A 12,954-nucleotide genomic window follows, 5' to 3' on the forward strand; every position below is an offset into this window, starting at 1 on the left:
ATTTATGTCCGGGTGTTTTCGCATTGAAAAAACACTTCTGTCCATTCGGGGCGGGTTTTGCAAATCAAACTGAAATGCAATACTGTTCAGGTAATGCGCTGCTTCCAACCTTTCTTTCAAAGTTTTCGGCTGATTTTTCGCATGGTACTTCTCAGTCTCCGAATGAGTCCCGGCATGGAAGGCCGTTCTATCCAATTTGAATTTCCCTTCCGACATAATGCTTAGTTTTTTACGCTTCGTCAGTCACACAACCTTCGCTGGCTGATTTCACGGTTCTGATATATCTTCCCAGCATACCTTTGGTAAAGCGCGGTGCGGGTTGTACCCAGGCTGCTTTGCGGGCTGCCATTTCTTCGTCGGAAATGTGCAGGGTCAGTACGCGGGTGTTGGCGTCGATAGAAATGCGGTCGCCATCTTTAACCAATGCAATCGGGCCGCCGTCAAATGCCTCCGGGGTAATGTGGCCTACCACGAAACCGTGCGTACCTCCCGAGAAACGACCATCGGTGATCAATGCAATTTTGTCGCCAAGGCCAGCTCCCATTACTGCGGAAGTAGGTTTCAGCATTTCCGACATCCCCGGGCCGCCTTTCGGACCCGCATTGCGAATCACAACCACGTGGCCGGCTTTAATTTCGCCTTTGGCAAGCATTTCGATGATCTCCGACTCGTGCTCGCACACTTTCGCTTCACCATCGAATGTCAGACCTTCCTTACCGGTAATTTTCGCAACCGCACCTTCGGGAGCCAGGTTACCATAAAGCACCTGAATGTGGCCTGTGTGCTTGATTGGTGTTTCAATCGGGAACACCATTTTTTGCGTTTCAAAATTCAAGTCGGGCGCTTCGGCGAGGTTTTCAGCAACCGTTTTACCGGTTACGGTCATGCAATCGCCGTGGATGAGTCCTACCGAATACAGATATTTCGTCACCGCAGGAACACCACCGATTTCAAGGATGTCTTCCATGAAGTATTTACCGCTAGGTTTCAAATCCGCGATAAACGGCGTACGGTCGGAAATCGCCTGAATGTCATCCAATGTCAATGGAATGCCTGCTGCGCGGGCGATCGCCAGGTAATGCAATGCCGCGTTGGTAGATCCACCCAGCGCCATTACCACCGTCAATGCGTTTTCGAGCGACTTTTTGGTAATAATATCTTTCGGAGTAATGTTCAGTTCGAGCAATTTCTTCATCGCCGCACCGATCTTCTTGCATTCTTCCTGCTTGCCTTCGTGCGTAGCCGGGTACGAGCTGCTGAATGGCAAACTCAGCCCCATTGCTTCGATTGAAGAAGCCATGGTGTTAGCAGTGTACATACCACCGCAAGCTCCCTGGCCAGGAATCGAATTTTGAATTACTCCTTTATAATCTTCGTCAGAAATATTGTTGGCGAACTTCTTACCCAACGCTTCGAATGCCGAAACGATATCGAGTTTCTGTCCTTTATAATGTCCCGAACGGATCGTTCCGCCGTACACCATAATAGCAGGACGGTCGAGGCGCGCCATGGCCATAATAGCACCCGGCATATTTTTGTCGCAACCCACGACTGCGATCACGCCATCATACCATTGTGCAGCCACCACGGTTTCGATCGAATCCGCGATAATGTCACGGCTTGGGAGCGAGTAACGCATACCGTCGTTTCCGTTAGTCATACCATCCGAAACACCGATCGTGTTGAAGATCAGGCCGACCATGTCATTGGCATTCACCCCTTGTTTCACGTACACCGAAAGACCGTTCAGGTGCATGTTGCACGGGTTACCTTCATAACCTGTGCTGGCAATCCCGATCTGCGGTTTAACAAAGTCTTCTTCTTTCAAACCAATTCCATAAAGCATTGCCTGTGCGGCCGGATTGGTTACTTCCTGGGTAAGGGTCTTCGAAAATCTGTTTAATTCTGTCGCCATTGGTGAATGATTGTATTTAAAATAAAAACACCCCACTCGATTGGGTGAGTGAGGTGCCAGTTATGTGCTATCATCCCACTCACGCTTGTGGCGTGACGATAATTAGGACCGGGACGATAAGAGTCAGTTTCATTTTTAGCGGAACATTTAAGTCTAGCGAAATTTCGCTGCTTTTGACTTGGTGTTACAAATTAGAAGCCATTCTTTTTATTTTCCAAACATTCAAAGCTTTTTTTGTTATTAATCTATGATAAATACCAAATTTCTTCCCGGTGGAGGATCGTTATCGGAAAAGATTTAATTTTGAATTCCAAAAACCACGAACCGCAATGCTGACAACCGAATCGTCTTCGAACTATAATGATCTCGAAAAAATGAGTGTCCACGACATTCTGACTTCTATCAACCGTGAGGATCAAACCGTGCCTCATGCCGTTCAGAAATCGATCCCGCAAATCGAAGCATTGGTAGAACAGATCGTTCCCAGGATGCAAAAAGGCGGCCGGCTCTTCTACATCGGTGCCGGAACCTCCGGAAGACTGGGCGTTGTGGATGCATCGGAATGCCCACCGACATTCGGTGTACCATTCGACTTGGTGGTTGGCATCATCGCCGGCGGCGACACTGCCATTCGCAAAGCGGTGGAAAACGCGGAAGACGACTGGAACCAGGCGTGGAAAGACCTCGCGGTATATGCACCTAACGAAAATGATACATTAATTGGAATAGCAGCTTCTGGCCGCACGCCTTACGTGATCGGCGGTTTAAATGAAGCGCGTAATGCGGGCTTGCTTACAGGCTGCGTCGTTTGCAACGACGGCTCCGCAGTTGCCAAGGCATGCGAATATCCGGTTGAAATCGTGGTAGGACCCGAATTTTTGACGGGAAGCACCCGAATGAAATCCGGTACCGCTCAAAAACTGGCGCTGAATATGATTTCAACGTCAGTAATGATCCGTCTGGGAAAAGTGAAAGGGAACAAAATGGTGGATATGCAGCTCACCAATGAAAAACTGGTCAACAGGGCGTTGCGCATGATCATTGATGAACTGAATATCTCGCCTGATGAGGCGCAATCACTACTCGACGAGCACGGAAGCGTCCGCGCGGCGATCGACGCAGTGAAGAAATAGGGGCTATACCGAAAGTACGATCTTGCCGAACTGCTGCCCCGAATCCATATAACGGAGTGCCTGCTCGGCCTCTTCGAGTGGAAATACCTTGTCGATGACCGGCACAATCTGTTTTTCAGCGACAAACTGTACCATATCGGCAAATTCCTGTTCGGTGCCCATGGTGCTGCCGTAAATATTCAGCTGTTTAAAAAACACTTTCGCCGGAACGATATCGGTGATATTGCCGGTACCGCCGCCGTAGAAGCAAATGCGGGCTCCGGGAGCGGCGATATCTATCAGCTTCGCAAAGCCAGGGCCGCCTGCGCTATCGATAATGACATTGAAATAACCCGTCTTGGGCCCGCGCGCTTTCACGAGCAAATCCCGGAACCAGGTCGGGTTTTTATAATTGATCCCGCCTTTCGCGCCCATTTCAATCGCTTTCTGTATTTTCTGATCGGAACCGGACGTTACCCACACCTCCGCACCGGCCGCAATGGCGATTTGAATGGCAAAAAGCGCCACGCCACCGCCAGCACCCGTTACGAGCACCCGATCGCCTTCCTTGAACCGGCAGCGCGTCATCAGTGAACGCCAGGCGGTCAGTCCTCCCATAGGTAATGCGGCCGCTTCTTCAAACGACAAATGCGCCGGCTTTTCGGCAAGGTACTTCGCCTCAGTCTTTACATATTCCGCAAATGTGCCATTGTCGGGAAGGCCGAGTATTTTGTGGTCCTCGCTGTAAAAATCAGGATTTTCACCCCAGTTTTGGGACGGATTGATGATCACCTCTTTCCCAATCCAGCTTTTGGCAACGCCATCACCCACCTCGGTCACAATGCCCGCGCCATCAGAACCGGGGATGATAGGAGTTGTAATCCTCGGATAGAGGCCTTTTTGTATCCACACGTCCCGGTGGTTGAGCGATGCGGCTTTGACTTCGACGAGCACTTCCCCGGGCCCCGGATTCGGTTTCTGGGTGGTTTCGATCACAAGCGGCTCATGAAGGTTTTTTAAAATAGCGGCTTTCATAATGTTGGGTTTTTAAACAAAAAAATGATGAACCGGCCTGCCCGAAACGGTACCTGCCGTAGTTCATCATTTCAAAATGACTGGAACCGTTTCAGATGCTATATATCCGAATATTCGGTGGGATACAAGAAGAAGCTGGTGTTTTTTGAAACGTTGTTCTGATACTCGGGATTTACCTTCAGCTTATTCCATTCTGCGTCCTCCGTGAACGATTTCCAATGCGCGTCACGCGATGCCTTGTTCTCGAAAGTGGTCATGTACATCAGGTTCGGCATGTGGCTTCCCACGATCACTTCGCCATAGAATACCGCATTGAAGCCCAAACGTTTAAACAACGGAACTTCGCCGCCCGCGTTAAACATCTTCACCTTGTTCTGATAGATTTTCTCGGTATGCCCTTCGTAGCTCCGCAATTCGTAAACTCTCTCGCTTTTGGGACCGGTAAGATTGGGCTTCATATGCACGGGCGCATCTGTGAAGGCTTGGAGCACAATCGACTCAAACCGGGCGTACGGCGGGGTTTTATAGTTAGCTTCGATATAATCCTTTCCTGCCGACGCATAAGCAGCGTCTTTGTCCAAAGTTTTGGGCAAAGTCAGCAGGAGGTCCAGGGATTTGATAGGGGTTAATACGTAAATCAATTTCCCGGCCATGGTGTCGGTAGCCACAGGCTTGAAAACACCTACGTTTTTGATTCCCGCACGATGGGCCGCGGGAACGTATGCATCTTTCAGGAAAGCTTCTACACGCGCTTCCTGGTCGGCATTTCTGAGATGGTAGATCTTGATTTCGTAAAACTCCCGTTTGGGGGGTGCCGCTACTGTGCCCAGCGCAACGACGAGCAACAAAAGAGTGAAAAGAAAATTCAGGTTTCGGTAGTTGGACATAGTCGTCAAAATGGCATTTAAATAGTGAATTAATCACCAAAAAAGACTTTTGTCGCCTGAGTTTACCCTATTTCAATTCTCACTAATTTTTTTCGAAGCACATCAGAATTTCGGGCACGAAAGCTGCCGTTTGCGGGTTTTCGGGCGCTTCGGTTTTGATTCGAGCGGAGCGAAAACATAGGAAAGTGAAATCTCGTGCGCACCGCCGCTACCGGCGCCCAATGTCGAAATAGTAAGGTCGTAGCTATAACCGATCGAAAATTTGTCCTGACGATACCCTGCCAGGAATATCAGCGATTCGTGGTTATTGATATTCTGTTCGTATTTCTTGAAAGGAATCCCACGATACCACGCCCCGATCACCAACGGCTCGATGGTCACGTACATACCGGCATCGAACTGATCGTATTTACCTTGCTTTTTGTACATGATGGCGGGAGAGATGGTCTTTTCCTTATCAATTTCGTCGCCGAGGAACGTGTAACCCGCGAATGGAATGCGCAAGCCAGCCTGTAAGCTGGCTTTTACTGGCAGGCGTGCCTCTGTAAGTTCCGAAAATGCCTGATTGGGACGGTTCAGGTGATGCGCCGAAACCCCTGCCCAGTACCAGTCGGAATAGAGCATTGCGCCGGCACCGAAATCGGCGTAAAATACGTTTGGACCGCCTTTTGCGAACGGATCTTCCGATGGCTGGCCGGTTAACCCGCCATTGTTGTATTGATCTCCGAATGTCAATCCGAAGTAATCCAGCGTCCGTGAAGCAAAGCCACCCTGGATTCCAAGGCGCAGTGAAGTTAATTCGTTGAACTGGATTTGGTAAGAATATTGCAACGCCGCTTCGGTCGATTTAAGGTTTCCCAGGCCCTGGCTATCCATCGTTACCAGCACACCCAGACCGCTGTTATAATTGGGTAGGAATACATCGGCGCCTATCGAGGTAGTCACAAAGTTGGCCGACAATGAAGGCCATTGGTTACGATAATTGATGGTTGCACGCGGCGCCAGCGCCCCTCCGGCCAATGCCGGGTTTAAGTATAATGGGTTTGCGTAGAATTGGGAAAATTGCGGATCCTGGCTCCAACCTTTCAGGCAAAGCAGTGTCAGTAGGAAGAGAGGAAGTAAACGCTTGATCATAGATTTATTGGCTTGCCGCTTGCCGAAAAACGGACACGTTCCGGGCTCAAAAAAATTACCTGATTAATTTCACAAATTATCCTCAAATTGCGTATTAATATTCAAATTAGAGTGGTTTTTACGACATTACCGCACAAAATTTTAACATTTTATTTTCGTTAGTAATGTCGGGTAACTTGAATATTCTTTGAGACGGTAGGGGTGTTTGAACAAGTAACGAAACATGGGGCGATTTTATAATAGACATCACCGATTTTTTTATGTCCTCTGCCTGCTCATGCTCCTCATCGGCGCAAATGCCCTGGCGCAGACACCCTTTGAAGTTAAGGGGCAATGCATGCAGAATCCCGACTGTGAAGCGGATTCCACATCGTTCCGGGACCCCGTCATAGATGCAACTGCGTGGCGATGGAGCTTCGGAGAAGGCGGCGCGACCGATACGCGACGCAATCCGCAACACTCATACACGTCGCCCGGTACTTACACCGTCACCCTGATCCGGACGCTGAAAAACGGCGCGACGGAAACGGTTACACAACCCGTGCAAATCGGTGAGCTTCCCCCTGAATTTCAGCAATGGCGAATAGATACAACCATTTGTAAAGGTGACACCATCACGCTCGATCCCTATCCCAACGGCGCACCAGCCGGTGCAAAATATATCTGGTATCCCAAAGGTGACACCACACAGACTTTAAGAGTCGACAGTTCAGGGTGTTATTCCGTAGAGGTGATCATAAATGGCTGCAAGATGCAGAACCGGATCAATGTCAAAATTTGTATGGAACCGCAGGCACAGGAAGGCTCCAAGTGGTATTTCGGGGGCAATGCCGGCCTCGATTTTTCGAATACGCCTCCCTCACCCCTAACCGACGGCAAACTGAATACCCCCGAGGGGACCTCGTCCATTGCCAATTCGAAAGGACAACTGCTCTTCTATTCCGATGGTATTAAAGTATGGAATAAGAACGGGGATGAAATGACGTGTACGTTCGGGGCCTGCGCGCCCATGAAGGGAAGTCCCAATTCGACGCAATCCGTGCTCATTGTGCCCCAGCCGACTTGCAGGGGCTGCGAGTACCTTTATAATGTATTTACAACTTCGGATATTAATGGCGAAAAGCTGCTGACTGTGAGCGTTGTGGATATGCGCCGCAACAACGGTCTGGGCCAGATTATCGAACAAAATACAACCCTTCAAACCCCCACTACCGAGCGGATTGCCGCCGTCCGCAACGACCGCGACAGCACCTATTGGGTCGTCTCCCACGATTATGGCACCAACAAGTTCCGCATTTTCCACGCTACCACGGGTGGGCTCGTAGAAGTAGCGGCTCCCGAGCTGGGTATGGCGCACGACAGTACCAACAAGGCTGAGGGTTATATGAAATTTTCGGCGCCGGATAGTACTACTGGCTTTCGTCAGCTAGCCGTGGTAATCCCTGGTCCTGCTCGCAACTATGTGGAGCTGTTCAGTTTTGACGATTCAACCGGAACCCTGACTTACAAAAAGACAATGGACCTCGGCCCTGCGCCACCCATTGCATATGGGATAGAATTCTCGCCAACGGGAGAAAAAATGTACGTCTCTTTCCAGGGCGAGAATGGCACGAAATCCTATTTGAAGCAATACGACCTCACGTTGCCGGATAGCCTCGTCATAGAAACGGCTATTACCATCGACAGTTCCGCCACGCAGAAGTTCGGTGCATTGCAATTCGGGCCCGATGGGCGGATTTACATGGCCATTCAAGGAAGTGAATACCTGGCAACGATCGGTGAGCCGGAAGGGAATTCGTTGACGGGCGTCGACTATGAGCGCGACGGGGCGAATCTGGGAGGTAAAAAAAGCCAGTTGGGTTTGCCGAATATGGTTCAGGATTTTACCCAGGAATCTTCGGGGCCGGGATTTGAGGCGGATGGGTTTTGTACCAACGAACCCACCACATTCCAGGCCAGCCCGATGTGTGACCCAATTGAAGATACCTATTCGTGGGATTTTCTTGGAAATGGGCAATTTTCGACCCCTTCCAAGCAGCAGCAGGCCACCTATACCTACACCAAACCGGGCACCTACATGGTGGCGATGCGGGCTACCAACAAATGTACCGACACAACGATCGTGCAGGAGGTTACCATCTATGAAACGCCCTCGGACATCGATCTGGGGCCCGATAAAGACACTTGCGGCGCATATGTGCCATTGGATATGAAGGTAAACGCGGAAGTTTACAGATGGATTTATCGCGGTCGGGTCGTTGGTCGCAGCCGTACTTACAACGCCCCATCAACCGGCCGTTACATCGCCATCGCATTCAACGGCCCGCAAGGTGATTGCTACGCAGCCGATACAATCGAAATCACATTACGTAAGCCACCTGCGGTCTCCATCGGCCCGGATACGACGCTCTGCCGCGACAGTTCCATTGTGTTGGGCGTAGGAAGTACCAGATGGATCGAGTTTAATTGGAGCACAGGAGAAACAACCCCGGAGATAACAGTCAGAGAACCAGGCTCATACTCCGTTACGGTCAAGGACAGAAACGACTGCTACAATTCGGATACGATACAGATTGGCGAGCGTCCGTCCCCTATTCTGGGATTAGCACCCGAGAACTACATCTGTATTCCTGACGGCCAGTCCGTCATACTGGATGCCAATGGGCGAGAACCTTACGAATATCTCTGGCCGCATTCCGGTGACACAACGAAAACAATTACCGTCAACCAGGAAGGAAAATACACCGTGCGGGCAACTAACAAGGAAGGTTGCTCCGTAGAGCAAACCACCGAAGTGATTGACAAATGCGAGCCGCGGTTCTTCATCCCCGACGCATTCACACCTGATGGCGAGGGGCACAACGAGATCTTACAGGTGTTCGGGGCTTACTATACCAATTTCTCGATGCGCATTTACAACCGCTGGGGCGAGGTTATTTTCGCTACTACCGATATAGAAGCGCGTTGGGACGGAACTTACAAAGGGTTGAAAGTACAACCGGGAAGCTATCCTTACATCATTTCCTATGAAGCGCTCTACTATCCCGAACGCAACCCGATCACGAAGCGCGGGTCGGTGATGGTGATCCGCTAGCCTTTCCTTTTGCAGATTAAATCAATTATTTTTGGTTAAATAATATCAAACCAGCCGCCACTAAACCGGACGGCTGGTTTTCACTATCTGATCAACCGACTATGCGCCAGGATTATCTGTCCGGAGATAAAGAAAACCTTTCAAACACCGATAAAGACATCGAGCGTGCATTACGTCCGTTGTCTTTCGAGGACTTTACCGGCCAGGACAAGATTCTTGAAAACCTGAGAATATTCGTTCAGGCGGCCCGCCAGCGCGGTGACGCATTGGATCACGTGCTGCTTCACGGACCTCCGGGATTAGGCAAAACCACATTGTCGAATATCATTGCAAATGAGCTCGGATCGGGGATCAAGATCACTTCCGGTCCGGTACTCGATAAACCCAGCGATCTGGCTGGTCTGCTAACCAATTTGCAGGAGCACGACGTCCTTTTCATAGATGAAATCCATCGTCTCAATCCCATTGTGGAAGAATACCTGTATTCGGCCATGGAGGACTATAAAATCGATATCATGCTCGATAGCGGCCCAAATGCCCGCAGCATTCAGATCGGCCTGAACCCCTTCACGCTCATAGGTGCCACTACACGCGCCGGCATGCTCACGTCGCCCCTGCGCGCGAGGTTCGGGATCAATGCGAGGCTGGAATATTACGATGCCCAGCTGCTATCGTCCATCCTGAAACGTTCGGCCTCCATTTTGGGAACGCCGTTGGAAGAGGATGCGGCTTACGAAATTGCCCGGCGCAGCCGCGGCACACCGCGTATCGCCAATAACCTGCTTCGCAGAACCCGCGATTTCGCACAAGTGAAGGGTAATGGGCGCATCACCGTAGCCATCGCCCAAATGGCGTTGCAGGCTTTGGATGTAGACCAAAACGGGCTGGATGAAATGGATAATCGCATTCTGAGCACAATTATCCAGAAGTTTAAAGGCGGGCCGGTAGGCTTATCCACCATTGCCACTGCCTGCGGCGAAGAAGCCGACACCATCGAGGAAGTATATGAGCCCTTTCTGATCCAGGAAGGCTATATCAAACGGACTTCGCGAGGCCGTGAGGTGACCGAAAAAGCATTCAAGCATCTGGGTATTTTACCACGCCACCGCTCAGGCGAATTGTTCTGAGCGTTAACTTTTTAAGAAGTTTTAACATTCACATACAACATAACCCTGAAAATTGTAATTTTGCGGTAAATTAGCGTAACCGCCTCCTATGATCGAAGTACTGGTTTCCGAAAAGTTGGTAGTGAGAGTGCCCTGTGCTGTGATTGAACGTGATGGAAAAGTACTCGCCGGGCAGCGAAGCGCAGCTTTGTCTTTCCCTCTCCAATGGGAATTCCCGGGCGGAAAACTCGAAAAAGGCGAAACCGACGAACAGGCATTGCTACGTGAGATCATGGAGGAGCTCAATGTGACCGTTGAAATCGTCGATAAACTCCCCGAAACTTCCAAAGACCAGGGCTGGCGCGAGATCGTACTGGTACCGTTCGTTTGCAAGGTGGATACAATCGATTTTATCCTGACTGAGCACGAACAAATCCTCTGGCTGGATCCCGACGATCTCCCTACCCTCGACTGGACCGAAGCCGACCTGAATGTGATCAAGAACTACTACGATTACTTAGCGGCTAAAAGCTAACCGCTTTCCTTTCACCGTTTCATCAAATTGCCCGTTTTCATAAACCAGGTGCCCTGACACGAACGTGTGGGTAATCCTTGACTGGAATTCAGTGCCATTGAACGGCGACCAGCCGCATTTGGAGTAAATATTGGAAGGGTTAACCTCCGTTGTCCCATTCGGATCCACCAGGACCAAATCTGCCCAGTAACCTTCCCGGATATAACCACGGTCTTTGATATCGAACAGATCGGCCACCGCGTGGCTCATTTTTTCAGCGACGCGATCGATCGAGATCTTGCCCGATTTGCTCAGCTCGAGCATCACATTCAGCGTATGCTGCACCAGAGGCAAGCCTGATGGCGCCTGCCAGTAATGCTGTGCTTTTTCCTCGATGGTATGCGGTGCGTGATCGGTTGCGATCACATCGATGCGATTATCGAGCACGGCTTGCAGGATCGCCTCCTTGTGATGTGGCGCTTTAATCGCCGGGTTGCATTTGATTTCGTTACCCAACCTCTTGTAATCCTCTGAATCGAACCACAAATGGTGCACACATGCTTCGGCTGTTACAAGCTTGGGCTTCCCGTTTGCGAGCAGGATTTTGCCATTGCTTCGGATACCCGGTTCGAACAAATGAACCTCATCCCCGGTAGAAATATGAAGAATGTGCAGGCGCGTTCCGTGCTTGTGCGCGAGTGAGCTCGCAAAAGTGGATGATTTGAGACAGGCCTCCTCATTCCGGATCAACGCATGAATGTCGTAAGGCACATCGTCCCCGTACTTATCCTTGAAATAAGCCATGCGGGCCTTCACAGTCGGCTCATCTTCACAATGCGTCGCGATAATGCAGGGAGCATTGGCGAAGAGCTTTTCGAGCACCTCGGGCGCGTCTACGAGCATATTACCCGTGGAAGAGCCCATGAATATCTTGATACCGCAAACCCGCGTGGGATCGGTACGCATTACCTCATCATAATTGTCGTTCGACGCCCCCATGAAGAAGGAGTAGTTGGCAAGAGAAGTGTTGGCGCCGATCTGGTACTTATCTTCCAGCAACTGCTGCGTCAACGTATTGGGAACCGTGTTAGGCATTTCCATGAATGAGGTAACCCCTCCGGCAACGGCCGCTTTCGATTCCGTGTAAATATTCGCCTTGTGGGTAAGCCCCGGCTCGCGGAAATGCACCTGGTCGTCGATCACCCCCGGCATCAGCAAAAGCCCCTTTGCATCAATCACCCTGTCCGCTTGCACATGCTGCAAATCCCGTTCGATTTTTTTAATGTGACCATTTTCAATTAGTACGTCTAAATACTGAACCTGGTTTTCATTTACGACCTGGGCATTTAAGATCAGCGTTGTCATGTGCGGCGGTGATTGGATTGATGTCGTGCAAAGGTATTCAGACCGGTTGAAATTCACTCATTGAATCACACAAAAATGAACCTGAAACAACTCCTTCGCGATTTCGCCGACTTGCTGTTTCCCCGCTGTTGTGAAAGCTGCGATCGGGTACTACAAGGCAATGAAGCCATTATTTGCACGCTATGCCGCATCTCGCTGCCGCGCGTAGGGTCGGACGGATTGAATAGCGAATCGCTTCAATTTAAATTCGTAAGTCTTCCCGAGGTGCTTTCCTCCCATTCGTTTTTGCTGTTTACCAAGAGGAGCAAGGTCCAAAAGCTTTTGCATGCATTGAAATACAAAGGCAACAAGGGAGTAGGAATATTGCTCGGGCAGATGTTCGGTCAGGAATTGAAAGCGTCGGGGCATTTACCGGAGGCTGAAATTATCCTGAGCATTCCGCTTCATCCCAAAAAGCGAAAACAACGAGGCTACAATCAAAGCGACCTGCTTGCAGAAGGCTTTTCCAGGGCTACACATATCCCATGGTCCGGCGCAATGCTCCAACGCGTTAAGTACACCGCCACGCAAACTGGTAAAACCAAAATAGAAAGAAGGGAAAACGTGCAGGGCGTATTTGCGGTCAAAAAGGGATTTTGTCCTAAAAGCGTGATCCTGATCGACGACGTACTTACTACCGGTGCCACTCTGGAAGAATGCGCGAGAACATTGCTGGCCTCCGGCTGCAAACAATTTCACATTCTCACCATCGCGTTGGCACAGCATTAAAAACAGAAAAGCCGCCATTCGGAA

At 50.2% G+C, this 12,954-nt stretch carries 10 protein-coding genes; 5 read left to right on the forward strand and 5 right to left on the reverse strand.

What is annotated here, in order from left to right; genetic code table 11:
* Positions 1 to 229: 229 nt before the first annotated feature.
* Complete coding sequence (ilvD, locus tag CLV60_RS12965) at positions 230 to 1,915, reverse strand: dihydroxy-acid dehydratase (protein WP_106595790.1); 1,686 nt, start codon at positions 1,913 to 1,915, stop codon at positions 230 to 232.
* Between the two features lie 329 nt (positions 1,916 to 2,244).
* On the opposite strand from ilvD, the gene murQ reads away from it, so the two are divergent.
* A complete protein-coding gene (gene murQ, locus CLV60_RS12970) occupies positions 2,245 to 3,048 on the forward strand; it encodes an N-acetylmuramic acid 6-phosphate etherase (protein WP_211302237.1) in 804 nt (267 codons plus the stop codon).
* Positions 3,049 to 3,051: 3 nt separating this feature from the next.
* Here murQ and CLV60_RS12975 read toward each other — a convergent pair whose 3' ends face one another.
* The 3 genes from CLV60_RS12975 to CLV60_RS12985 all read right to left on the reverse strand — a co-directional run bounded on the left by CLV60_RS12975 (position 3,052) and on the right by CLV60_RS12985 (position 6,083).
* The gene (locus CLV60_RS12975; RefSeq protein ID WP_106595791.1) at positions 3,052 to 4,062 is read right to left on the reverse strand and encodes an alcohol dehydrogenase catalytic domain-containing protein; all 1,011 of its coding nucleotides are present in this window, start codon (positions 4,060 to 4,062) and stop codon (positions 3,052 to 3,054) included.
* A gap of 98 nt (positions 4,063 to 4,160) precedes the next feature.
* Positions 4,161 to 4,949: an NIPSNAP family protein gene (locus tag CLV60_RS12980; protein ID WP_106595792.1), complete on the reverse strand. Its 789-nt coding sequence runs from the start codon at positions 4,947 to 4,949 to the stop codon at positions 4,161 to 4,163.
* Positions 4,950 to 5,051: 102 nt separating this feature from the next.
* Positions 5,052 to 6,083, reverse strand: a complete 1,032-nt coding sequence (locus CLV60_RS12985; RefSeq protein WP_106595793.1) for a PorP/SprF family type IX secretion system membrane protein — start codon at positions 6,081 to 6,083, stop codon at positions 5,052 to 5,054.
* Between the two features lie 277 nt (positions 6,084 to 6,360).
* Here CLV60_RS12985 and CLV60_RS12990 point away from each other — a divergent pair, with 277 nt between their 5' ends.
* The 3 genes from CLV60_RS12990 (at position 6,361) to CLV60_RS13000 (ending at position 10,818) form a co-directional block, all read left to right on the forward strand.
* Positions 6,361 to 9,177, forward strand: coding sequence for a PKD domain-containing protein (locus CLV60_RS12990; protein ID WP_106595794.1), 2,817 nt, complete (start codon positions 6,361 to 6,363; stop codon positions 9,175 to 9,177).
* A gap of 101 nt (positions 9,178 to 9,278) precedes the next feature.
* Positions 9,279 to 10,304 carry a Holliday junction branch migration DNA helicase RuvB gene (ruvB, locus tag CLV60_RS12995; RefSeq protein WP_106595795.1) on the forward strand — a complete coding sequence of 342 codons (1,026 nt, stop codon included), beginning with the start codon at positions 9,279 to 9,281 and terminating at the stop codon, positions 10,302 to 10,304.
* Between the two features lie 88 nt (positions 10,305 to 10,392).
* Positions 10,393 to 10,818, forward strand: coding sequence for a (deoxy)nucleoside triphosphate pyrophosphohydrolase (locus CLV60_RS13000; protein WP_106595796.1), 426 nt, complete (start codon positions 10,393 to 10,395; stop codon positions 10,816 to 10,818).
* Here CLV60_RS13000 and CLV60_RS13005 read toward each other — a convergent pair.
* Positions 10,801 to 12,162 (reverse strand): dihydroorotase, encoded by a 1,362-nt coding sequence (locus CLV60_RS13005; protein ID WP_106595797.1) that lies wholly within the window; start codon positions 12,160 to 12,162, stop codon positions 10,801 to 10,803. The two genes, CLV60_RS13000 and CLV60_RS13005, sit on opposite strands and share 18 nt — an antisense overlap.
* Positions 12,163 to 12,237: 75 nt before the next feature.
* Here CLV60_RS13005 and CLV60_RS13010 point away from each other — a divergent pair, with 75 nt between their 5' ends.
* A complete protein-coding gene (locus CLV60_RS13010; protein WP_106595798.1) occupies positions 12,238 to 12,930 on the forward strand; it encodes a ComF family protein in 693 nt (230 codons plus the stop codon).
* Positions 12,931 to 12,954 lie beyond the last annotated feature (24 nt).

The organism is Dyadobacter jiangsuensis (assembly GCF_003014695.1).
Classification (GTDB): Bacteria; Bacteroidota; Bacteroidia; order Cytophagales; family Spirosomataceae; genus Dyadobacter; species Dyadobacter jiangsuensis.